This is a genomic window from Alcaligenes sp. MMA, from assembly GCF_020907215.1.
Classification (GTDB): Bacteria; Pseudomonadota; Gammaproteobacteria; order Burkholderiales; family Burkholderiaceae_B; genus Alcaligenes; species Alcaligenes aquatilis.
In genome coordinates this window covers 1,510,264-1,532,769 of the sequence record NZ_JAJJPP010000001.1, presented here as the reverse complement: position 1 = coordinate 1,532,769, position 22,506 = coordinate 1,510,264, and the positions used below count along the sequence as shown (strand labels likewise).

Below are 22,506 nucleotides of genomic sequence, written 5' to 3'. Positions count from 1 at the left end.
GACCACGAGTCCCAATCTATGGAAATCCTGATACAACAACTAATAAATGGCCTGACCGTGGGCAGTGTCTACGCCCTGGTGGCGCTGGGCTACACCATGGTGTATGGAATTATTGGCCTGATTAATTTTGCGCACGGTGATGTCGTCATGGTTGGGGCGATGCTGGCTACGACAGTGGTGTTGTCGCTGGTCGGCGCGGACCCGGCAGGGCTGTCCGCCTGGCTGATGGTGGGACTGGCTCTTCTGGCTGCGATTCCGGTCTGCATGGGCATAGGCTGGACGGCAGAGCGTTATGCCTATCGTCCCTTGCGTCGTGCTCCCCGTCTGGCGGCATTGATCACGGCTATCGGTGTGTCCTTTATTGTGCAGAATCTGGCCATGATGATCTGGGGGCGCAATTATTTGAGCTTCCCGCACATTATTGAGCCGATGGTGTTCCAACTGGGCGAAGCGCGCATCAGCTTGCTGCAAATTCTGATTATTGTTGGTGCCGCTGCGATCATGTCCGGCCTGATGGTGCTGGTGCACCGTACCCGTCTGGGCACGGCCATGCGTGCCACCGCCCAGAACCGGGAAGTGGCCGGTTTGATGGGGGTGAACATCAATACGGTGATCTCCGCAGCTTTTGTGATTGGCTCGGCCTTGGCGGCTGTCGCAGGCGTCATGATCGTGACCTACTACGGTGTTGCCCAATACACCATGGGCTTCATGCTGGGCCTGAAAGCCTTTACCGCCGCTGTTTTGGGTGGCATTGGCAATTTGGGCGGCGCCATGCTGGGGGGCTTGCTGCTGGGCCTGATCGAAGCTCTGGGCGCAGGCTATATCGGCGACCTGACCAATGGGGTCTTTGGCAGTAACTATCAGGATGTGTTCTCTTTTATCGTGCTGATCCTGGTGCTGATTTTCCGTCCCTCGGGCTTATTGGGTGAACGTGTGGGAGATCGCGCATGAGCTTGAATCAAACCCTAAGTGGCGCTGGCTCCAAACAGCGTCCCGCAACACCCGCTAAAGTCTGGGTCGGTGCGCTTCTTATCGGTGTGGTGCTGGCCATTCTGCCGTTTGTTTTGGGGATGGCCGGTCAAAGCTGGGTCCGCACGCTGAACTTTGCCCTGCTGTACGTGATGCTGGCCCTGGGCCTGAATATTGTGGTGGGCTTTGCGGGTTTGCTGGATTTGGGCTATATCGCCTTCTATGCCGTTGGGGCCTATGTCTGGGCCATGTTGGCCTCACCACATTTTGGTCTGCACTTGCCGTTCTGGATGGTGCTGCCAGCCGGGATCGCCTTGGCGGCCGTATTCGGTGTGCTGCTGGGCTTTCCGGTGCTGCGCTTGCGAGGCGACTATCTGGCCATTGTGACGCTGGGATTCGGAGAAATTATCCGTATCTTCATGAACAACCTGGATGCGCCCGTCAATATCACCAACGGCCCGCAAGGGATCAACCGGGTCGATACCTTCAAGATTGGCGACTTCATTTTCGGCAAGGCGGAAACCCTGTTTGGCATACGGATTACCGGGCCAGAGAAATACTATTACCTGCTCCTGCTGATCACGCTACTGATTGTGTTTATCTGCGTACGCTTGCAGCACTCTCGTATTGGCCGTGCCTGGGAAGCCATTCGTGAAGACGAAATCGCGGCCAAGGCCATGGGGATCAATACCCGTAACGTCAAACTGCTGGCGTTTGCGATGGGAGCAACGTTTGGTGGCGTGGCAGGGGGCTTGTTTGCCTCCATGCAAGGCTTCGTCAGCCCAGAGAGTTTCAGCCTGACAGAATCTATTTCCGTGCTGTGTATGGTGGTGCTGGGCGGCATGGGCCATATCCCCGGTGTGATCGTGGGAGCCTTGCTGCTCTCCGTATTCCCGGAGCTGTTGCGCTCGGTTGTGGTTCCGCTGCAGCAAAGCGTGTTTGGTGATGTGATTCTGGATCCGGACGGCATTCGTATGCTGCTGTTTGGCTTTGCCCTGGTACTGGTCATGATCTATCGCCCTGAAGGCCTGTGGCCCTCTGCGGTGCGTCGTCGTGAGCGCAAAATGAAGCAGGTGCAAGCATGAGTCTGACCATGAACCAACACGTAAAAGACGGTGAGGTGCTGCTGCAGGCAGAAGGCTTGTCCAAACGCTTCGGTGGTTTGCAGGCCTTGTCCGACGTCAGTTTCAGCATTCGCAAGGGCGATATCTATGGTCTGATCGGTCCGAACGGAGCGGGTAAAACCACGCTGTTCAATGTGATGACGGGCTTGTACATCCCCGAGTCGGGCCGCTGTGCCTTTGCCGGTCGCAACCTGACCGACTGCAAACCCCATCAAATCGCTGAGTCCGGTTTTGCGCGTACCTTCCAGAACATCCGCTTGTTCGGCAGCCTGTCTGCCCTGGAAAACGTCATGATCGGCCGCCACGTCCGCACCCGTGCTGGCGTGCTGGGGGCAGTGATGCGTAATCGTGCTACCCGTCAGGAAGAAGAACAGATCGAGGCCCGTGCCTACGAGTTGCTGGATTACGTCGGCATTGCCCAGCACGCCAACGAGATTGCCCGTTCCTTGTCCTACGGTGACCAGCGTCGCCTGGAAATCGCCCGTGCATTGGCAACTGATCCTATGCTGCTTGCACTGGATGAACCCGCTGCCGGCATGAACCCGTCCGAGACTGTCGTCCTGCGCCAATTGATTGAAAAAATCCGTGGTGACGGCATTACCGTCCTGCTGATCGAACACGATATGAAGCTGGTGATGGGCCTGTGCGACCGGGTTTTAGTGTTGGAATACGGCAAAGTACTGGCCGAAGGCAAACCCGCCCAAGTCCAACACAACCCGCGTGTGATTGAAGCCTATCTGGGCGCAGGTGCCGCCAAAGACATGGGTATTACCGTTGAAGAGGAAAAGTCATGAGCACAGAACCGTTAATGCTGGATATTCGGGGTCTGGATGTGGCTTATGGTGGCATTCGGGCGGTACGCGGCCTGGACCTGCGAGTGGGCAAGGGTGAACTGGTTTGCTTGATTGGTGCCAACGGCGCCGGTAAAAGCACCACGCTGCGAGCGATCACAGGCCTGGTGCCTGCGGCTGCAGGACAGATCGAACATCAAGGTGAAAGCATCATCGGCCTGCCATCGCACCAACTGGTGCGCCGTGGGGTGGTCATGGTGCCAGAAGGGCGGGGGATTTTTCCGCAACTGACGATCGAAGAAAACCTGGCCATGGGGGCGTATACCCGTAAGGACCACCACGAAGTCCGCCAGGATATCGAGCGTATCTATACCTTGTTCCCGCGTCTGGCCGAGCGTAAGAAACAATCGGCAGGGACTTTGTCCGGTGGGGAGCAGCAGATGGTGGCCATGGGACGAGCCATGATATCCCGGCCTTCATTGTTGCTGCTGGATGAGCCTTCAATGGGTCTGGCTCCCATCATGGTTGAGCGGATTTTTGAACTGATCCAGACGATTGCTAAGGAAGGCGTGACGATTTTGCTGATTGAGCAGAATGCGCGCTTGGCTTTAGAGTTGGGGGATAGGGGATATGTGATGGAATCAGGCCAGATTATCCTGGAAGGCCCGGCTGCGCAGTTGCTGCATGATCCGAAAGTGAGGGCGGCTTATTTGGGGGAAGAGGATTTTGCGGCGTAGGTAAGATTTAGGTTTAGGGAAAAAGCCAATCAGCTTTAAGTTGATTGGCTTTTTAATTACTCATATGAAATTGGGTCGGGTTTGAAGTTAACTTTATGAATTGCGGCTTTCGACCCGAAGCTGCCGTTCGCGAGCCAGGAGCCAACGTCTACTGTGCGGTGGTCGCAGAGGTTGATGGCCTCAGGCAAAGTGAGGGTCATCAGGTGTACGAGGTACTGCGACTTTAACTTCTCCGAGTCGTAATTAGTGCTTCATCGCTGACCGCTTTGGCCCAGACTGGTCTCATACTGCCGAACCAAAGAAAGTTAGTGTCCATGCAACTCATTACTAAATAGCCAATATTAATGAATGCTGATGACAGAAGACTATTTCAGATTAGATTGATCATGGTCGCTCTGCATCTTTAAGCCAGTCATTTACTCCGCTAACTCCCAAAGCCAGCAACGTATCTTGTACTGCAACCACACGTTGCAGCATGGCCCCAGCGTCTGATTCTTCCTGCTCTTCAGCCTGTGCAAAGAGGCGGGTCAGAAGCTGTGTGAGGTTGTTCTCATGGTCGTACAGATAGAGGTTCGCTCGCCTAACATAGTCCAGATAAGCCTCAGTAGATTCCAGCGCAGACATCGGATCCCGAGCGGATGTAGCATTTAACCACGCATCGAATCCATATACGTCTCTTTGTGTGGATTCAGTCTCGGCCCCAAGTAAGGTAAAGCAACGCCTGATTAGTTCAGTCGGCATTGAAATCAGCGGTGCATTTTCTCTAAAAAGGCCTCTGCATTTGCGCGCTACAGCGGCAGCATCAGGGCTTGCCGCGCTTAAGCCTTCTTGAATACCTTTCAGGCATTGATCGCGATGTTGCTGCATATTGCCTGGATGTGTCCAAACGCTCGCGGCACCGCGCCAAGCCTGGCTGGCGTTTCGCGATATCAATTCAGAGAGGAAGGCGGAGAAGTCAATATGGTTCGACAAAGCAGCCAAAGCTGAAATGCGTCCCCAGGTTTCCAAATCTTTATCTTGTCCATCACGGTAGAGGCGTGACAGCCGTGGGGCAACAATGTCAAATTTCTTGTGGTAAGTATGATACAAGCATGACTCGGCCATAGCCCAAAGTCCGGTGGTGCCTTTTTGCATAGCAAGATCAAACAGTTCCCAGCCTAGGTCTGTTTGCAGACTTTGCAAATATGGTAAGCGCCTCAGAAGCAGGGCGCGGATGGCAGGGTGCTCGTCGGCGGCAAATTGGCGCAACGTTGGCGTCAGAAGTTCAGGCCAAGTCAAATTGTTTTCATGCAATTGCGTGGCCATGATCATTAAGGCCTCCACCACGTGACCACGTGTCATATTGATGCCGATAGTAAGCAAATCGACGGAATCTCCAGAAATGGAACTTTCTTCCCGAAGCGTTAAAAAGCCGATCGTCAAGAACACCAGTCCTTCAGCAGACAGAGTGCTTTGAACCACGTGTGCACAGGCTTGCAGCGCATTCGATGCGGTCCGGTTGTGGTGCCAGTGGGCGGGGTGTCTTTCCAATTCATCCAAAATGTGCTGCGCCAATCCAACGGCATCTGGCTCCTCAATGGGTGTCCAATCGTTGGGATTTTGCAAGTTGCCGTGGCGATAAGCTAAATAGGTGGCCACACCGCCCATGATGTCATCGCGAAATCGATTGGAGAGTTGCGCCCAATATGTCCGTAACAATCGCAAAAAATGTGTCGGATGACGTGAGGCGGCCTCATGCAACTGCCTGCCAACTTCTTGTTCTCCGCCCACTAGAAAATCATCAAATGAATTTCGGTCGTACCCATTGTAGTGAGCTAATAGTCGCAGCACTGCGTCATCGCTTGCAGCAAGAAAAACTTCAAAAGAAAAGGGCGCACTCACCATGCCACCACGCATACCAATCTCAGGTTGGCGCTCCATAGGCCAGAACGATTTTTCACATTCATTTAGCACCTCTTGGGCGGCAGATGAGCGCAGATGGGATGGGATAGTGAGAATTAGCTGCGCTTGCTTTTTCAGAATCCATGGCCGGTATGTCGGATCGGCAGCGTCTTCCTGATGAAGAATCAAAATAATTGCCTGAATCGCAGCTTGCGCCGTACCTTCAAGCTGCACAAATGAGCTTCGCATTAGCGTACCCAACTCATGGGACAGATTTGATTGCAGCAAAGGTTTGTCGCGTAATATGCGTTCAATCATATCGAGGTTGCTTGTCGATGCCGCCGTGCATGCGAGGATGGCGAAATAACGTAACGCACCTTCGGCGCTGGAACATAAACGTTCACAGTTTTTTCGCCACCAACTAGAACAGGTGATTGCATGGTGCATGACTGCAGATTCAACCGCATCCAGTAGGACGCGTTCGCTACCCACATGCTGATAGTCGACTTGGCTGTGTGTGTCGTTGTAAGAGGTGTCGCGTAGGAACCCACTACAGTAGCTTACGGGTGTCTCTCCATAACGCAATTGTTTGATTTGACTCCATTGTTCAATAGATGCAATGGCCATATCTAGTAGAGCCGTGGACTTTTGCATTCGATCTGCAAGAAACTTATTGTGCCTATCGCCAAATTCATGCTGCTTGCAACGTAGTTTCGAGCCAAAGTGGTATCCCTGTATATCCTCGTCGTTGATTTCGCCCGTAACGTACTGCCACAATACCGAATCATCCAGATTGCCGGCTTTCATGCAGTGTGCGAGAGCACGGCCAAGAAAGCTGTGTTCCTTGCGAGGTAACTTGAGCAAAATCAGCAGCAAGGGTTCAAGCAGCGCTGAATGATTTACATGAATTTGGGTGATGCTACGTGCTATTGAATGGACAAACTGGGCTTTGTCCACATCGTCCATAGCCAGCACCTCCAGCCAGAACGCGACTACCCCTGCCGTATCATCGTTTTGCCACTGTATTACCCGGTGTGCATGCGTCGTCAGTCCGTCTACATCTCGCGAGTCTTTCAGCATCGGAACCAGATGCTTGAACCAAAAATAGTGCCATTCTGGTCGGATTGTTTGGGTGTAGATCACTTGAAACACCTCACGATGCGTGGCCCTCAGGTCGCGTATTAATGGCCAGTCGTCATCTTGGGGAACTTGCTTCGCAAAAGACTCCGCCACTAGGCGGCGAATGTGGAATGCGTGCGAGCTCGTCAAAACGGTGCGTAATTGTTTTCGGAAGTCGCGTCGATCCCTAGTGGCTAATTGTGTGATAAAGCTGCGAATGCTGGGGCGCACAAAAGGCACGGGCGGCAGGTTTTGGATGAACGCATTCAAATTCACTCCTTGCCGCTCTGTCCCGCTGATCACTAACACATCCAGTAGGGTTTGGTGCCCAAACGTCAATTGTCCGTCCTGCATTTCAATTAGTACGTTGTGGCTGAGTAACGCCCTTAGGGTGTCTTGAGATGCGGAAAATCGCGGCCTGGGCACAGCCAAGCTGCGCAGCCTGAGCATTTCCGAGGCCATGGCCTCGATGGCTTGCATCGCAGCATCTCCCAATGCGCTATTGGATTGAACGATCGTTGTTAGATAACGCTGTGCTAATGCTTGACTTGTCACTACATTGAAGCTGCCGCCTTGTTGCGCCAGTTCTACATATAAAGCCAGTTCCCGCGGATTGCGGATTAACTCGCGTGTGGCTGCATCCGTGATGGACGCGTCAATGCCAAGTTTGGCAAGCAACGGGATAATTTCTGTGTCCCAATCCAATGGCTGGCAAGTGAATTCGCTATCCCACGTTCTTTGTACAATACGTCGATCGTAATGGCGGTCAAAGTCACGGCAAGCTGTGATGACAGTGACATTGGGGATCAAAAGAAGCTGATCAATTTGAGCCAGAAAATACGTCAACACTTGATGTTCTCGGGCAATGGAAAGAACATCTAAGGAATCAATGACCACCACAACATGGGCATCCTCTGCCATGCGCGCAACCTTGCTAACCCATTGCTCGGATAGCCCCTGAGCTTGGCGGTCTTGTGCAGTGGCAAAGTCTGCGAACTCGCGTGATTGAATAAACAGCGGCAGTAAGTCTGAGCGGATTTGGGCGAGCTGTTCCAACTCATCCTGCAAGGCAAGCATTACGCAGGTTTTGCCTGAACCTGGCAATCCGGTCAGCAAGATAGAACGATGCTTGGCTGCAATCGCGGCGAGGATATCGTTGATCAACGGGCTTGGAATACATTCGTTACCGATGTCTCTGCGCCATGTGCGTCCAATAGCGGAGGTGCTCTGGAATGAAGTGCGAATTTCCATCACATCTACGGATGGGGTCAGCATTGATCCAGCTTGATTCAGTAGATCTGTGAGATCGGCTTTGGTTAGCCGGTGTTGTATAGCGAAGTTGTGGTCATTGTCGTTGACTCGCATCCCAAGGCAATCTAGACGGGTCCACAGGGCGTTATAGGCCGCTGAAGGATTGCTTACCAGTCGGCGTAAACGTTCTTGTAACAGTGTCCGCATGCGGTCCAGATCGGGGCTAACCTCAAAGCGTATTCGACTCAGAAATGTATAAGTCGACATCTTTGGGGTCTGCAGAGCGAGTAGTTTTTCTAGCTGTGTATCTGTCTCTTGATGTGCAATGCCAAGATTAGCTTGGTAGACAGACTCATCGGCATAGCTGGCGCTGAATTCGCGCAATGCTGCCAAGTTGCCAAAATTGTTGCGTGAATAAAAACGCACCACCGATATGTCATCGCTGGCCAGCAGGCTCTTCGCTTTATGCAATTCGTCGCTCAAATCGACTATTGACCAAGCCTTGAATGCAGTTTGATTCTTTTTGCATTGGCAGCAAATTTTGCTGCCGTCTGTTTTTCCAATCACTACATCGTCTACCACCGATGTTACTGAATCAACCTCAAGCCATTGATACTCTGGTTCTGATAAAACGGCTAAAGCCCATTCAAGGGCAATAAGAGTTTGGTAACCATCTCCGCGGTTGGATTGGATCCCTGCCTTGCTCATTTTTCTCTCTTGAATATTACAGGTGCCTTGAAGCTAGTCAGTATGAGTTACGTCTGCTTCTGTGGAGGTTTTAATCTGGCCAGTTGTTGCCCGCTCAGACGCTGGTCTGTGGATGATTTAGATCAGCCTGTAGCACTTAGTGGTTGAGAGCATGTCGAATGGATCCTTCTGGCCGAAAGTAGACCGCATAGTAGCTGACACATAGCAATGTGTCTTTATGTCTGATAAATAGCCAACGTAGTTGTTCATTAAGTACTTTTCTATTTAGTAGGTAATCACGTATAAAAAATGTCTCAAAGGTCTTTTAAGCTTAGAGAGGAGATGCACTCAAAGCTCAGTGGTATTAAATGATGTTTTATTTCTTGCGTATAGAAAGTCGTGCCAGCCTACGAATTGGTAGATATATGCTGAGCAAATAGTAGTTACGAGTTTTGAGTGGGCCCTGGGTTGTTGTAAATTTTTACCATAACAACTCTGGATGTTGCCGACAGGCTGTTATGTGGATAGAGGGGGCTTGTTCTATTCAGAAAAACAGTGGGTCGTGATGTTATTTCTATCCGAATGACTTTGTTATAAAGACCCGCCAAGGAGAAGAGAAAATAAATTTAGGAATTACTGGACGACGAGCCTTGATCTGTGGAGCCTCGAGTGGCTTAGGGTTAGCCTGTGCTCAGGCACTAGCCGCTGAAGGCGTGTAAGTCACCCTAGCATCCCGCAGTGAGCACAAGTTACAAGAAGCCGCCAAGCAGATTGAAGCCTCTACCGGTGCTACAGCTAAATGGATTGCCGCAGACCTTTCTCAGGTGGCCGACGGAAAAGCCGTAGCTGCCGCGTGCTCGGATATCGACATCCTGGTGACCAACGCGGGCGGGCCTCCGTCTATGCCTTTTGCTCAGTTGGAGGCCACTCACTGGCAAGCCGCGCTGGAGCAAAACTTCCTGGCAGCGGTGGAGCTAATTCAGGCTGTGTTGCCAGGCATGGTAAGCCGCCGCTTTGGCCGCATCGTCAATATCACCTCAGTGTCCGTCCGTTCACCTGTGACCAACCTGGAGTTGTCCACTGCCGCCCGTATGGCCTTGACCGGTTTTGTTGCCAGCGTGTCTCGCGAAGTAGCTCAGCATAACGTCGCGATCAATAATTTGTTGCCCGGCACGATCATGACGGATCGCCTGCAGGAGTTGGGGCCTGTGGCAGAGAAAATGATTGCGTCTGTACCAGCAGGGCGAGCTGGAACGCCCGGCGAGTTCGGAGCTGCATGTGCCTTCTTGTGCAGCGAGGCCGCGGGTTTTATCGTAGGTCAAAATTTGGCTATTGATGGCGGTTTGGTACGAACCACGATTTGAGTTATTGGGTTTCAACCATGAGGGGGCACATCATGAGCGGTAAGACTGCATCGGCTACATCTACCAGCACAGCAGGGAACACAATAAAAAAACAAATTGGCATTGTGCTGTTTGATCAGTTTGAAACTCTCGATGTATTCGGGCCGGTTGAAATGTGGGGTGGGATGCCGGATTACGAGATGGTCATGGTGTCTCAGCAGGGTGGGCTGGTTCGTTCGTCTCAAGGGATAGAAACCCAGACTTCCTATAGTTTCGAGACGGTTCCACAATTCGATATTCTGATGGTTCCCGGCGGTATGGGAACGCGTAGCGAAATCAACAACCCTGCCATGCTGGCCTTCATTCAGAAGCAGGACAAGGCAACGCAGTGGACGGTGTCGGTGTGTACGGGGGCGGCTTTATTGGCCAAGGCGGGTGTTCTGAAGCAGCGCCGAGCCACATCTAACAAGCTGGCGTTTGATTTTGCGGTGGCTCAGGATGGGGATGTGCTTTGGCAGAAGCAGGCCCGCTGGGTGTTTGATGGCAAGTACGTCACATCCTCGGGTGTGTCAGCGGGGACGGATATGGCGTTGGCTCTGGTCGAGAAGCTCTATAACCGTGAGCAAGCCGAAAGCATTGCGCATTGGACCGAGTATGTCTGGAACAGTGATCCGACAATTGATCCGTTTGCGCGCTAAGGTCGGTGTTTTCTGGGCGTAGTTGTTGGGCGAAAGGTTTAGGAGTCGTGGGTCTTAGCGTGGGTAGCTGAGAGAGTGTCGGAAATTTTGTGTTCGGGCCTATGATTGCCAAAGAACAAACTGCAATTAAGCAGCAACGCCAAACAAGGCACCGACGCCAGCCGTTAGTCCCATCGCCAATGCCCCCCAGAAGGTCACGCGGGCGGTCGAGACAAATAGAGGAGCGCCGCCTGCCTTGGCAGCGATCAAGCCTAACAGTGCCAGAAAAAGCAGTGAGCTGCCTGCGACATACCACATGAGTGTAGCCGTTGGCAGCAGCAGAACCACAAGCAAAGGAAGCAGGGCGCCGGCTGCAAACGTCGTAGCGGAGGCCAGTGCAGCCTGTACCGGTTTGGCCGCCAAGGTCTCGGATATGCCAAGCTCGTCTCGTGCATGGGCCCCGAGTGCGTCGTGAGCCATGAGCTGGGTCGCTACATTTGAAGCCAGGTTTTCATCCAAGCCCCGATTGACATAAATAGCAGTGAGCTCTGCATGTTCTTGTTCGGGGTCCTTAGCCAACTCTGCCTTCTCGCGGGCCAGATCCGCATTCTCTGTATCGGCTTGGGAGCTGACCGACACATACTCACCCGCCGCCATAGACATGGCCCCAGCGACCAGGCTGGCAACGCCGGCCACAAGAATGCTCTTTGCGCTTGCTCCTGTGGCGGCCACACCCAAGACCAAGCTTGCTGTAGAGACAATCCCGTCATTCGCACCAAGAACCGCAGCACGAAGCCATCCTGTCCGGTGCGTCTTGTGTCTTTCTGTATGTCTCATGGGTAGCCCCAGGTTGATGTGTGATTACGTACTGAACCGGTGGTGTGACGAATGACTCGCTTACGTTAAGCACGCGCTTTCAGTCTCGGCATGTAATTAGAAAGTATCAGGATCAATAGTAATTCGATGTTGACGCTAACAGTCTCTTCAGTACCTTGTTTTCAGCAGGAAACGGCGGTGAATCCATATACAAAATCCGTCCTTTGTCCCTGACTGACGTTAGCCAGACTGGCAATGTTAAATTCGCCGTTTGTCTGTTTGAGTAAAGCTTGGGTTCAGATAAACCTGGAACGGACGACCTAGCAATATGGGTGCCGCAACGTGATCATTTTAAGTGGCTGCGGGAAGGCATGGTTCTGTCTCGCAACGGCATGGACGACGATCTCGGCAGCCGTCGCAGGCCTTGATCGGCATACTTACCAGCAGCCGTTTTGGTAAGCTGGTGATTGGCATCGTTAGCGAGCAAGACCTCGTTGGCGTGACTGCTTGCTTTCCTATCCTCCATTCAAAGAAGGTGCTCCATGAAGATTTTGATGATTCTTACTTCGCACGATCAACTGGGCAACACTGGCCAAAAAACGGGTTTCTGGCTGGAGGAGTTCGCCGCGCCTTACTACGTCTTTAAGGACGCGGGCGCGCAGATCACGGTCGCCTCGCCGCAGGGTGGACAAGTGCCACTGGACCCAAAGAGCGATGATCCAGCGGCGCAAACCGATGACACCCGCCGTTTCAAGGATGATCCGGCGGCTCAGTCCGTATTGGCCGAGACGCAAAAGCTCATGGACATCGTGGCCACCGATTTTGATGCCGTGTTCTATCCGGGCGGCCATGGGCCTTTGTGGGATTTGGCCGAAGATCCCACATCGATCGCACTGATCGAAACCATGCTGGCCGCAGGCAAGCCGGTTGCTGCCGTCTGCCACGCCCCAGGCGTGTTGCGCCATGTGAAATCGGCTGACGGCACACCGCTGGTTCGAGGCAAGTCGGTTACAGGTTTTGCCAACAGCGAGGAAGAGGCTGTCGGTCTGACCGACGTCGTGCCATTTCTGGTGGAAGATATGTTGAAAGGAAATGGTGGCAATTACAGCAAAGGCAGCGACTGGCAACCTCATGTGGTCAGCGATGGCCTGCTGATCTCCGGTCAGAATCCGGCGTCATCCAGACCCGCCGCCGAGGCCTTGCTGAAGATGTTGGGGTGAACCCGCCTAGCCAACGATGCTGTGAGCAGCATCGTTGGTGCAGTGATTCTTTTTGCTTGGTTAGCCGATAGCCGTCTTTAGTGAGCGACTGTGATCGATCCGAAGCAGCCAGTCACGTCGCAACGGGTCAGATGACATGTATTGGAGTGAAATGGTTAGAACCTTATCCTTAGCCCATCATCGGCTTTCGCTGCTTCGCGCATCTCTCCGACCACAACATAGACTGATAACGTTGACCACTGCCTGGTGCTTTGGTGCACTGTGCTTTCCCTGTATGGCTTCGCTTCCTGGCATGTAAAACGAGGCTTTTTCAGTTGCACATGAGCGAAACAGCAGCTGTGATCAAGAATGGGCATTGCCGCTCAATGGTCATCGAAACGCTCAATCAATTCCGTGAGGGTCAATCTGGCAGTTAATCGAACTGTTAAATTACGCCATTGTTTTTTCATCCTCATCCTCCGATTCAGCCTGGAAGACCTCAATCAGCTTCTGATTGTAATCATCCAGATAGGTCTGCAAGCCTTCACGATCGATGAGGCGAACACCAGCCGTGTAAGCAAGCTCTTTGGCCGATTTCGTGTAATAGGAATTGGTCACGACCATGGCTTCGTCGCAACCGTAGAATGCCTTGGCCGAGATCGCTTGTTGAACGGCGGCATTCCCAACGGAGCCAGTGTAATTTTTTGCTTGGATCACCATATTCTTGCCGAACCGACTCACAAACAAATCGGCACCCTGGTCAGCGGTCTTCTTCGTTTCTTTCACGTCGAAACCGATGGTTTGGAAAACTTCCATCAAAAAGGCCTCGAACTGGAACCCGTCCATTGCGTCCACCAGATACATCGTGATGAACCGGTTCGGATTGAAGTGTTCAAGCTGATTTCCCAGCCGCTCGACGAGAACGTCGAAGTAGACCTGCTCACAATGGTTCAGCCCTGATAGGAAGGCGGACAAGGAAATCAGAGGAATATTCACCGTTGCGTTCGCTTGAGCGTTGAATTGAATATCCGGGTAGGAAATATCATTTTCCCAGAGGTAGTAATAAAACAGAGCAAGATCGGATCTGAACGTCGTTCCAGCCTCGTCGATCCATGATCGAAGAGTCTCGGTCAGGTCGGCTTTTATGTGACGGCTGAGCTCTCTGGAGAAGCCAAGGTAAGTTGAGTTGAACGAAGTCGTCAGAAGCAGCTTGTCCAGCAGTGAGGGCAAGCCTTCAAGCTCATCAAACCCCTTACGAATCAGCACCTCTCTGAAGAGCTCACGTTCAGTGTAGATACCTTCGGGCCTAGGCCCCGGCATCCCGACGTCGTTGGACGTTGACGCAGTTTCCCGGGTGGTATGGATGAAATTTGTGAAATAAGGCTGCTTAAGCTGCGCGTATTTTCTCAGTACATTGTTAAGCAAATCGTTCAACTGTGCTTGCTCTTTCTTCTTACCCAGAAAATCTTTGATAAGTCCTTTGGACTGATACTGAAAGTCAGGGTAGAGAGAGGGGTCAAGCGGGGTCAACTGCTGAGTTGACAGCGCAGCAGACGGTGATGTGTCGGAGCTGTTGCACCAAGGGCAGGCCGTCTCAAAAGTTGTTCTGTTGCATCCGTGGCATTGGTAAATCATGCATATCCTTCCCGCGCTGAAGAGAGATCTGAGGTGCAAGACTTTATCTATCAGTTTCGATCAGTGGCCACTGGATACGAATCTGACGCCCTGAAAAGCCTCTGCATTTGATCGAAGACGGTAGCCTATTGTTACCTTTCCGTCTACGGGGTCTTCCACCCTCAGGTGCTGTGTAGTGCCCATAGCCATCTTGAGATGGCTGCTCCTAGCCGTGAGCCGACATCTTCAGCGATTTACACCCGTCAAACCTGTTTTTACTCATCACCTTTAGCGCAGAAAGAGCTATTTATGAGCCTTATGTTTCGCTAAACATTTGAGGTAAGCCTACCGCCAACGCTCCTTGCGCCAAGCCTCTTGCTCTCCAGCATCAAGAAAAGTCCAAGCTACGAAGCGGCTTTGCTTATGGCCCTGTATCATTTCTACGGTTTTGACTTTAACCGCCTTGGCCTTCTTTAAGGCATTCAACACACCGGGTACATTCGATGCTTTGGACACCAAGGTGCTGAACCAAAGCACTTGCCCACCTACGGTCACGCTTTCTTCTATCATGCGGCGGATGAAAAGCGCCTCGCCGCCTTCGCACCAGAGCTCCGTATTCTGCCCACCAAAGTTCAGCACAGGAGCATTGTGCTTGGGCGCAGCCTTGCCCAAGCCACGCCATTTACGTTGACTGCTGCTTACCGCTTCTTCCTGCGAGGAATGGAAGGGTGGATTGCACAGCGTCAGGTCAAAGTAATCGTTTGTGCCCAGCAAGCCCTTGAAAATATGTCTGGGCGATTTTTGTTGGCGTAGCTTGATTGCAGCCGATAAACCAGGATTCCCATGAATAATGCTTCGTGCTGATGTCAGTGCATCAGCCGAGATGTCCGAGCCTAGAAACTGCCAGCCATATTCGGCATGGCCGATCAACGGGTAGATGGCATTTGCACCTACGCCAATATCCAGGACACGTACTGCCTCACCATTAGGAATGGCCCCCTTATTGCTGTTGGCCAGTAAATCGGCCAGATAGTGTATGTAGTCGGCTCGACCCGGAATGGGAGGGCACAGGTAATTGGCAGGAATATCCCAATGCGCTATGCCGTAAAAGCTCTTTAGCAGGGCACGATTCAGGGCTTTGACGGCATTCGGGTCAGCGAAATTGATGCTTTGATCACCGTACGGATTCAAGAAAACGAAAGCGGCCAGTTCGGGCGTTTCTTTGATCAGAGCGTCAAAGTCGTAGCGGCCCTGATGGCGATTGCGCGGGTGGAGCTGGGCCGCTGTTTTGTTGGAAGTGGGTAATTCAGCCTTGGAATTACCTGTTTTTGAAGAGCGCATTGAAGTCCGAAATTGGCCTGGGTAAGTCTGAGTCGTGGCACTAGTACGTTGTTAAAGCAAAGTGCCAGGACTAAGGAAGGAGCGATGCTTGCTGTACTACGTCGCTCTGCATCGCATCCTTCCCTAGTTTTAATGCTTAGTTCTTGCCTGTGCTGCCGAACCCACCCGTACCACGCTCGGTCTCGGTAGAGAACTCATTCACAAATTGCAGTGCTACTTGCACCACGGGTTGGAACATCAGTTGGGCGATACGCTCGCCGGGCTGGATCACATAATCCTGGTCGCTGTCGTTGGCCAGAATCACGCCGATTTCGCCGTGGTAGTCGGCATCAATTACGCCAATGCCTTGGGCAACACGCACGCCATGCTTCAAGGACAGGCCCGAGCGCGAGGCGACGATGGCCACCAGGCCAGGGTCCATCATATTGATGGCCAGGCCGGTTTTAACCAGCGTACGGCCGCCTGCGGGCAGGGTGACGGCCTCGCTCAGGCAGGCGCGCAGGTCCATGGCGGCCGAGCCGTCCGTGGCGTAGCTGGGGGCTTCAATAGTCGTGCCCAACAAGTCATTGACGATGCGAGCTTCAATACGGCGGTGCATAGACGGTATCCTGAAAAAAGAGAGGCAGCGCATCAACTTTAGCGCTGCCCGTCATCATAAAAGAGAAAAGGGCTTAAAGCCGCTGGGCGATATCTTGAACCAGTTGGCGCGCCGCCAGCAGTTTATCCTGGGCAGGCCAGTGCATATGGCCTTGCTCGTCAAACAGCACCAGTTCGGTGTCGTCGGCATTCATGGCGCGCTGTGCCAGGTTGGCAACCAGCAAAGGCACATTCTTACGCTGGCGCTTGGCCTGGGCGTGCTCGATCAGGTTGTCGGTCTCGGCGGCAAAGCCGACACAGAAAGGACCGTTCTTCAGTGCGGCAACTTCGGCCAGAATGTCGGGGTTGGGGCTGAATTGCAGGTCCGGCGTGGCTTGTTCGGAGGTCTTTTTGATCTTGATGTCGCTGGCATTGCTGACGTACCAGTCTGCTACTGCGGCAACGCTGATGAAGATATCGGCATCATCCACTTGGGACATGACAGTGGCGTGCATTTGCCGGGCCGTTTCCACATTGATGCGGCGTACCTGGTAGGGCGTTTCCAGTGCAACAGGGCCGGACACCAGCGTGACTTGTGCACCGGCTTCCTGAGCCGCACGCGCAATGGCGTAGCCCATCTTGCCGGAGGAGCGGTTGCTGATGACACGGATCGGGTCGATAGGTTCGCTGGTCGGGCCAGCGGTGATCAGGACTCGTTTACCGGTTAGCAGTTTGGGTTGGAAGAAGGCGGTCAGTTCAGCCAGCAGTTGGGCCGGTTCCAGCATGCGACCGTCGCCGGTTTCACCACAGGCCTGGTCGCCGCTGCCGGGGCCTAGAATATGCGCGCCGTCGCGGCGTAATTGCTCGACGTTGCGTTGGGTCGCTGGATGTAGCCACATTTCCCGATTCATGGCCGGGGCGATCAGCAGGGGGCAGTGTCCACGGGCCACGCATAAGGTGCTGAGCAAGTCGTCGGCCAGACCGTTGGCCAGCTTGGCCATGAAGTTGGTGCTGGCGGGGGCGATCAAAATGGCGTCGGCATCCCGGCTAAGCTGGATGTGCGCCATATTGTTGGGAACACGCGCATCCCACAAGTCGGTGTAGACGGTACGGCCCGACAGGGCCTGAAAGGTGACCGGGCTGATAAAGCGCGTGGCCGATTCGGTCATGACCACGTCAATCCGGGCACCCAGGTCCTGGCTGCGACGCAAAAGCTCGGCAGTTTTATAGGCAGCGATGCCGCCGGTGATGCCAAACACCAGTTTTTTATTGCTAAGCATAGGACATGATCCTTACAGACTCAGGAGCGCTGTCGTTTGTTGCGGCGCATGCGCATGAACTCGTCCAGCACTAACAAGGCAGCGCCGCAACTGATGGCGACGTCAGCAATATTGAAAGCCGGAAAGTAGGATTGATTCCAGTAGAACAGCAAAAAATCCACCACGTGGCCGTGCATCAGGCGATCGACCACGTTGCCAATGGCACCGCCCAGAATCAGGCTAAGTGACAGGCAAAACAAGGGCTGTTTGGCCGAGCGGCGCAGCATGGTCACGATAAAGACGGTCGCGACAGCGGCAATGCCGACAAAGAACCAGCGTTGCCAACCCTGGCCACCGGCCAGGAAGCTGAAAGCGGCGCCGGGATTGTAGACCAGGGTGAAATCAAAAAAGGGCAGGATATTCCAACGTTCCTGATAGAACAGGTTGGTGTCGAAATACTGTTTGGTCCATTGGTCCAGACCGACAATAAAGGCGGCCAGACCAATCCAGGCCCAGAACTGCCGCGAGGGCAGTCGGGCCTGGCCGGGAGAAGGGGCCATGTCCTTATCAGGCATGGTGACGCACTTCGCCTTGGCCAAACAGATTCTCCTCGCAACGACCACACAGGGTGGGGTGCGCGGCGCTCTGGCCCACGTCTGGGCGGTGGTGCCAGCAACGCTCGCACTTGGCCTGTTCGGTAGGCGTAACGTCGATGCGCAAATCGCCTTCGCCAGCGTGTACGTCGGCACGGGAGACAATCAGCATGAAGCGCAGATCTTCGCCCAGAGATTGCAGGAATTCCAGATCCTGACCGTTAGCGTAGATGTCGATTTCGGCAGCCAGGGAGGAACCGATGGCGCCGGTGCTACGTACATCCTCAATGCGGCGCATCACGTCGGCACGGATGGCGCGCAGGCGTTGCCACTTGCTGCTCAGTGCCGACTGTTCGCCTTGCTCGGGCAGGACATGGAACAGTTCGGTGAAGATGGTGCCGCTAGGAACCGTACCACCGTGCATGTCGCGCCAGGCTTCTTCTGCCGTGAAGGACAGGATAGGGGCCATCAGCTTGAGCAGGGTTTGTGTCAGATGGTACAGCGCCGTTTGAGCCGAGCGACGTGGCTGGCCAGCTTTGGCGGTGGTGTACAGACGGTCTTTCAGAATATCCAGGTAGAACGCGCCCAGGTCTTCGGAGCAGAAGGTCTGCAAGCGAGCCACGATGGGGTGGAACTCGTAGCGCTTGTAGTTCTCCAGCAACTCGGCCTGCATGTCGGCGGTCATTTGCAGGGCGTAGCGGTCGATTTCGGTCAGTTGATCAACAGGCACAGCATGTTGGGTGACATCGAAGTCGGCCAGGTTGCCCAGCAGGAACTTCAAGGTATTGCGGATACGGCGGTAGCCTTCCACAACACGCTTCAGAATTTCGTCGGAGATGGACAGCTCGCCCGAGTAATCAGTAGAGGCGGCCCACAGGCGCATGATCTCGGCACCCATCTTGTCGGCAATTTCTTGCGGCTTGATGATGTTGCCCAGCGATTTGCTCATCTTGCGGCCATTGCCGTCCACCACGAAACCGTGGGTCAGCAGGGCTTTGTAGGGTGCACGGCCATACAGCATGCAGCCAGTCAGCAGAGACGAGTGGAACCAGCCACGGTGCTGGTCCGAGCCTTCCAGGTACAGGTCGGCAGGCCATTGCAGTTTGTCAGCGTGCGAGCCGTGGGTAGTGTGATCCTTGCCGCCCAGCACGGTGGCGTGCGTGGTGCCCGAGTCAAACCATACGTCCAGTGTGTCGCGGTTTTTCTCGTACAGGTCGGCCTCGTCACCCAGCAGGTCGCGTGGGTCCAGGTTTTGCCAGGCCTCGATACCACTCTTTTCGATGCGCTCGGCCACTTGCTCCATCAACTCGGGCGTGCGGGGGTGCAGTTCGCCGGTTTCCTTGTGAACAAAGAAAGCCATGGGCACACCCCATTGACGCTGACGCGACAAGGTCCAGTCAGGGCGGTTGGCGATCATGGCGTGCAGGCGGGCACGACCCCAGGAGGGGTAGAACTCGGTGTTATCAATGGCTTCCAGCGCCATTTCACGCAAGGTACGACCGCTGTTGTTTTCCTTGTCCATGCCGGCAAACCATTGGCTGGTGGCACGGTAGATGATGGGCGTCTTGTGACGCCAGCAGTGCATGTAGCTGTGCGGGTGCTGTTCGGTTTTCAGCAAAGTACCGGCGTTCTGCAAGGCTTCCACGATTTGCGGGTTGGCCTTCCAGATCATCTGGCCGCCAAACAGGGGCAGATTCTCGGCGTAATGCCCATTGCCCATCACGGGCGTGAGCATATCGTCGTCCTTCATGCCATGGGCTTTGCAGGAGATAAAGTCTTCAATACCGTAGGCAGGGGCGGAGTGCACCACACCGGTACCGCTGTCCAGGGTGACGTAGTCGCCCAGATACACAGGGGAGCGGCGTTGGTAGCCTGCGTCCACGTGGGCCAGAGGGTGATTGAATTCGATCAGGTTCAGGGCTTCGCCAGTGGCGGTGGCTACAACCTGGCCGCTCAGGCCCCATTGTTCCAGGCAGGACTTCATCAGATCTTCGGCCACGATCAGCATGGAGCCGGTAGCACGTGGGCTGTCCAGTTTGATCAGAGCGTAGCTGATTTCAGGGTGTACGTTCAGCGCCTGGTTGGCAGGAATGGTCCAGGGGGTGGTGGTCCAGATGACGATGGCGCCATCGTCCACGCTGTCCACGCCAAAGGCGGCAGCCAGCTTGTCTTTTTGCGCGAAGGGGAAGGCTACGTGCACGGACGGGTCGGTGCGATCCGCGTATTCAACCTCGGCTTCTGCCAGGGCGGAACCACAGTCAAAACACCAGTTCACGGGTTTCAGGCCACGGAACACAAACCCTTTTTGCATGATCTTGGACAGCACGCGCAGCTCGTCGGCTTCGTTGCTGAAGTTCATGGTCAGGTAAGGCAGGTCCCAGTCGGCCAGCACGCCCAGACGCTTGAAGTCCTTGCGTTGGCTGTCGATCTGTTCCAGAGCGTAGGCGCGCGCCTTGGCCTGAACTTCAGCCACAGGCAGGTTCTTGCCGTATTTCTTTTCGATCTGGACTTCAATAGGCATGCCGTGGCAGTCCCAGCCGGGCACGTACTGCGCGTCAAAGCCGGCCATATTGCGGCTTTTGACAATGATGTCTTTCAGAACCTTGTTGACCGCGTGACCAATGTGAATGTCGCCGTTCGCATAGGGAGGGCCGTCGTGCAAAATAAATTTGGGACGACCGGCACTGGCTTGTCGAATTGCTGCATAGACTTTGTTTTCTTCCCACTGGCTAATCCAGCCCGGCTCACGTTTGGCGAGGTCACCACGCATGGGAAAGGGAGTGTCGGGCAAATTGAGAGAGTTTTTATAGTCCATTTGAAGCAAAGTAGTCGCGAGCGCGTTGTGCATCGTTGTCGATGGCGGCGATCATTGTGATGAGGTCCGGGAATTTTTCTTCGTCCCTGACAAATTCCAGAAATTCTATACGGGCAAGTTTACCGTAAGCATCCAGGCGTTGGTCCAGTAAATGCACCTCTAACAGCAGCCGTCCCTGGTCGATGACGGTTGGGCGTACCCCCAAGGAGGCAATGCCGGGCAGAGCCTGTCCGGTCAGTCCGTGAACCCGGACCACGTACACGCCGGAGCGGGCGGCACAGTGTTCGGGAACGCGCACGTTCAAGGTCGGGTAGCCAATGTCCCGGCCCAGTTTCTGGCCATGAATGACATGGCCGCTAATATGAAAGGGTTTGCCCAGCAGAGCACGGGCGCGGTCCAGCTGGCCCACGGCCAGGGCAGTGCGCACTTCCGAGCTGGAGATGCGGCGGCCATCGGCATCGGCCACATCGTGCAGGGTTTCGACGCTGAAGCCATGGCGCTTGCCCGCTTGGCGCAACATTTCAATGTCGCCTGCACGTTTGTGGCCGTAGCGGAAATCCTCGCCCACCAGCAACCAGCCGGTGTTCAGGCCCTGGACCAGAATCTCGTCAATGAAGGTGGCGGCCGACATATCGGCCATGGCCTGATTGAAGCGGGCCAGATAAATTTGTTCAATGCCGCATTGGTGCAGGGCTTCGACCTTGTCGCGCAGGCCGCTGATTTGCGTGGGGATCAGTTCGGGCCGTTGGCCACGCTGCGCAAAAAAGGCACGCGGGTGGGGCGTAAAGGTCATCACACAGGAGCTCAGATCCTGCTGGCGCGCCACTTCATTGACGCGGTGCAAGATGGCCTGATGGCCCAGATGGACCCCGTCAAAATTGCCAATGGTGACAGCGCTGCGGGCCGTGCTGTTGCGCCGTGGCAGAGAGCGATAGAGTTTTAGATCAGATTTCACAAGCGAGAGTTTACAATTTTGGATTCGTTATTTCTCGGGAAACAGGATTTTGACCGATTCCACCCTACCTTGTCGCCTTGTTGTGCTTATTTCAGGCCGGGGCTCCAACTTGCAGGCCATTGGCGAACTGATCAAGACAGCGGGCTTAAATGGCCGTATTGAGGCGGTCATCTCTAACAAGGGCGATGCGCCCGGACTGGAATGGGCGCAGCGTCAAGGGCTGCCTACCGAGACGGTTTCGCATCGCGAATTTGCAACACGTGAAGCCTTTGATCAGGCTTTGGCACGCGTGATTGACCGCTACCAGCCAGATTATGTTCTACTTGCGGGATTCATGCGCATCCTGAGCACCGATTTTGTTCAGCACTATGCAGGCAAGCTCATCAATATACACCCATCCTTGCTTCCTAGCTTTCCCGGTTTGAATACCCATCAACAGGCACTTGACGCGGGCGTGCAGTTTCATGGCTGCTCGGTGCACTTTGTGACCCCTGTGCTCGATGATGGTCCCATCCTTGCCCAAAGTATCGTGCCCGTCCTGCACGACGATGATGCACAAACCCTGGCAGAGCGCGTTTTGGCAACCGAACACCACGTCTATACCCAGGCCGTCCGCTGGCTGATCGAGGGGCGAGTGCGTTTACAGGCTGATGGCCGTGTCGAGGTTGCCGGACTTGCGCATCGCGGCTTTTATTTTCCCGCCTGATTGAGCGGGCTATTTGGAATTTTTGAATATTCATGTCTGATCACCAACAATCC

General features: G+C 54.2%; 16 protein-coding genes and 1 pseudogene. 8 read left to right on the top strand and 9 right to left on the bottom strand.

What is annotated here, in order from left to right; genetic code table 11:
* The first annotated feature begins 18 nt into the window (after positions 1-18).
* From LNA76_RS06970 to LNA76_RS06955, 4 genes are read left to right on the top strand one after another with little or no spacing between them, the layout of a single operon-like run.
* On the top strand, positions 19-951 hold the full coding sequence (locus tag LNA76_RS06970) for a branched-chain amino acid ABC transporter permease (protein ID WP_094196387.1): 933 nt from the start codon (positions 19-21) through the stop codon (positions 949-951).
* Entirely contained in the window at positions 948-2,054 is a 1,107-nt protein-coding gene (locus LNA76_RS06965) for an ABC transporter permease subunit (RefSeq protein ID WP_376912741.1), read from the top strand. Before LNA76_RS06970 ends, LNA76_RS06965 begins: the two co-directional genes overlap by 4 nt.
* Positions 2,051-2,887, top strand: coding sequence for an ABC transporter ATP-binding protein (locus LNA76_RS06960; RefSeq protein WP_162496890.1), 837 nt, complete (start codon positions 2,051-2,053; stop codon positions 2,885-2,887). The genes LNA76_RS06965 and LNA76_RS06960 overlap by 4 nt, the downstream gene beginning before the upstream one ends.
* A complete protein-coding gene (locus LNA76_RS06955) occupies positions 2,884-3,621 on the top strand; it encodes an ABC transporter ATP-binding protein (RefSeq protein WP_108727311.1) in 738 nt (245 codons plus the stop codon). The genes LNA76_RS06960 and LNA76_RS06955 overlap by 4 nt, the downstream gene beginning before the upstream one ends.
* A 384-nt stretch (positions 3,622-4,005) precedes the next feature.
* Here LNA76_RS06955 and LNA76_RS06950 read toward each other — a convergent pair whose 3' ends face one another.
* The gene (locus tag LNA76_RS06950) at positions 4,006-8,580 is read right to left on the bottom strand and encodes an AAA family ATPase (RefSeq protein ID WP_230018593.1); all 4,575 of its coding nucleotides are present in this window, start codon (positions 8,578-8,580) and stop codon (positions 4,006-4,008) included.
* Between the two features lie 599 nt (positions 8,581-9,179).
* Between LNA76_RS06950 and LNA76_RS06945 the strand changes: the two are divergent.
* Both LNA76_RS06945 and LNA76_RS06940 read left to right on the top strand, forming a co-directional pair.
* A pseudogene (locus LNA76_RS06945) lies at positions 9,180-9,923 on the top strand (SDR family oxidoreductase).
* A gap of 32 nt (positions 9,924-9,955) precedes the next feature.
* Entirely contained in the window at positions 9,956-10,600 is a 645-nt protein-coding gene (locus tag LNA76_RS06940; protein WP_230018591.1) for a DJ-1/PfpI family protein, read from the top strand.
* Positions 10,601-10,726: 126 nt separating this feature from the next.
* Here LNA76_RS06940 and LNA76_RS06935 read toward each other — a convergent pair whose 3' ends face one another.
* Positions 10,727-11,416 (bottom strand): VIT1/CCC1 transporter family protein, encoded by a 690-nt coding sequence (locus LNA76_RS06935; RefSeq protein ID WP_108727312.1) that lies wholly within the window; start codon positions 11,414-11,416, stop codon positions 10,727-10,729.
* Between the two features lie 521 nt (positions 11,417-11,937).
* On the opposite strand from LNA76_RS06935, the gene LNA76_RS06930 reads away from it, so the two are divergent.
* Positions 11,938-12,615, top strand: a complete 678-nt coding sequence (locus LNA76_RS06930) for a type 1 glutamine amidotransferase domain-containing protein (RefSeq protein WP_230018589.1) — start codon at positions 11,938-11,940, stop codon at positions 12,613-12,615.
* 429 nt (positions 12,616-13,044) lie between these two features.
* On the opposite strand, the gene LNA76_RS06925 is transcribed toward LNA76_RS06930, so the two are convergent.
* The 7 genes from LNA76_RS06925 to LNA76_RS06895 form a co-directional block, all read right to left on the bottom strand.
* Entirely contained in the window at positions 13,045-14,229 is a 1,185-nt protein-coding gene (locus LNA76_RS06925; protein WP_230018586.1) for a restriction endonuclease, read from the bottom strand.
* Positions 14,230-14,553: 324 nt separating this feature from the next.
* The gene (gene rlmF, locus LNA76_RS06920) at positions 14,554-15,549 is read right to left on the bottom strand and encodes a 23S rRNA (adenine(1618)-N(6))-methyltransferase RlmF (RefSeq protein ID WP_230018584.1); all 996 of its coding nucleotides are present in this window, start codon (positions 15,547-15,549) and stop codon (positions 14,554-14,556) included.
* 136 nt (positions 15,550-15,685) lie between these two features.
* The gene (gene dut, locus LNA76_RS06915; protein WP_042487854.1) at positions 15,686-16,147 is read right to left on the bottom strand and encodes a dUTP diphosphatase; all 462 of its coding nucleotides are present in this window, start codon (positions 16,145-16,147) and stop codon (positions 15,686-15,688) included.
* A 73-nt stretch (positions 16,148-16,220) separates the two neighbouring features.
* Complete coding sequence (gene coaBC, locus LNA76_RS06910; protein ID WP_230018582.1) at positions 16,221-17,405, bottom strand: bifunctional phosphopantothenoylcysteine decarboxylase/phosphopantothenate--cysteine ligase CoaBC; 1,185 nt, start codon at positions 17,403-17,405, stop codon at positions 16,221-16,223.
* A 20-nt stretch (positions 17,406-17,425) separates the two neighbouring features.
* Positions 17,426-17,959, bottom strand: coding sequence for a signal peptidase II (gene lspA / locus LNA76_RS06905; protein ID WP_094196395.1), 534 nt, complete (start codon positions 17,957-17,959; stop codon positions 17,426-17,428).
* Complete coding sequence (gene ileS / locus LNA76_RS06900; RefSeq protein ID WP_230018580.1) at positions 17,952-20,792, bottom strand: isoleucine--tRNA ligase; 2,841 nt, start codon at positions 20,790-20,792, stop codon at positions 17,952-17,954. Before ileS ends, lspA begins: the two co-directional genes overlap by 8 nt.
* Complete coding sequence (locus LNA76_RS06895; RefSeq protein WP_094196397.1) at positions 20,782-21,747, bottom strand: bifunctional riboflavin kinase/FAD synthetase; 966 nt, start codon at positions 21,745-21,747, stop codon at positions 20,782-20,784. The genes ileS and LNA76_RS06895 overlap by 11 nt, the downstream gene beginning before the upstream one ends.
* A gap of 49 nt (positions 21,748-21,796) precedes the next feature.
* Here LNA76_RS06895 and purN point away from each other — a divergent pair, with 49 nt between their 5' ends.
* Positions 21,797-22,453: a phosphoribosylglycinamide formyltransferase gene (gene purN / locus LNA76_RS06890; protein WP_121738711.1), complete on the top strand. Its 657-nt coding sequence runs from the start codon at positions 21,797-21,799 to the stop codon at positions 22,451-22,453.
* The last annotated feature ends 53 nt before the right edge of the window (positions 22,454-22,506 follow it).

Coding starts and splice junctions, on each gene's coding strand:
- LNA76_RS06970 (WP_094196387.1), top strand. CDS start 19: ATGGAAATCCTGATACAACAACTAATAAATGGCCTGACCGTGGGCAGT.
- LNA76_RS06965 (WP_376912741.1), top strand. CDS start 948: ATGAGCTTGAATCAAACCCTAAGTGGCGCTGGCTCCAAACAGCGTCCC.
- LNA76_RS06960 (WP_162496890.1), top strand. CDS start 2,051: ATGAGTCTGACCATGAACCAACACGTAAAAGACGGTGAGGTGCTGCTG.
- LNA76_RS06955 (WP_108727311.1), top strand. CDS start 2,884: ATGAGCACAGAACCGTTAATGCTGGATATTCGGGGTCTGGATGTGGCT.
- LNA76_RS06950 (WP_230018593.1), bottom strand. CDS start 8,580: ATGAGCAAGGCAGGGATCCAATCCAACCGCGGAGATGGTTACCAAACT.
- LNA76_RS06940 (WP_230018591.1), top strand. CDS start 9,956: ATGAGCGGTAAGACTGCATCGGCTACATCTACCAGCACAGCAGGGAAC.
- LNA76_RS06935 (WP_108727312.1), bottom strand. CDS start 11,416: ATGAGACATACAGAAAGACACAAGACGCACCGGACAGGATGGCTTCGT.
- LNA76_RS06930 (WP_230018589.1), top strand. CDS start 11,938: ATGAAGATTTTGATGATTCTTACTTCGCACGATCAACTGGGCAACACT.
- LNA76_RS06925 (WP_230018586.1), bottom strand. CDS start 14,229: ATGATTTACCAATGCCACGGATGCAACAGAACAACTTTTGAGACGGCC.
- rlmF (WP_230018584.1), bottom strand. CDS start 15,549: ATGCGCTCTTCAAAAACAGGTAATTCCAAGGCTGAATTACCCACTTCC.
- dut (WP_042487854.1), bottom strand. CDS start 16,147: ATGCACCGCCGTATTGAAGCTCGCATCGTCAATGACTTGTTGGGCACG.
- coaBC (WP_230018582.1), bottom strand. CDS start 17,405: ATGCTTAGCAATAAAAAACTGGTGTTTGGCATCACCGGCGGCATCGCT.
- lspA (WP_094196395.1), bottom strand. CDS start 17,959: ATGCCTGATAAGGACATGGCCCCTTCTCCCGGCCAGGCCCGACTGCCC.
- ileS (WP_230018580.1), bottom strand. CDS start 20,792: ATGGACTATAAAAACTCTCTCAATTTGCCCGACACTCCCTTTCCCATG.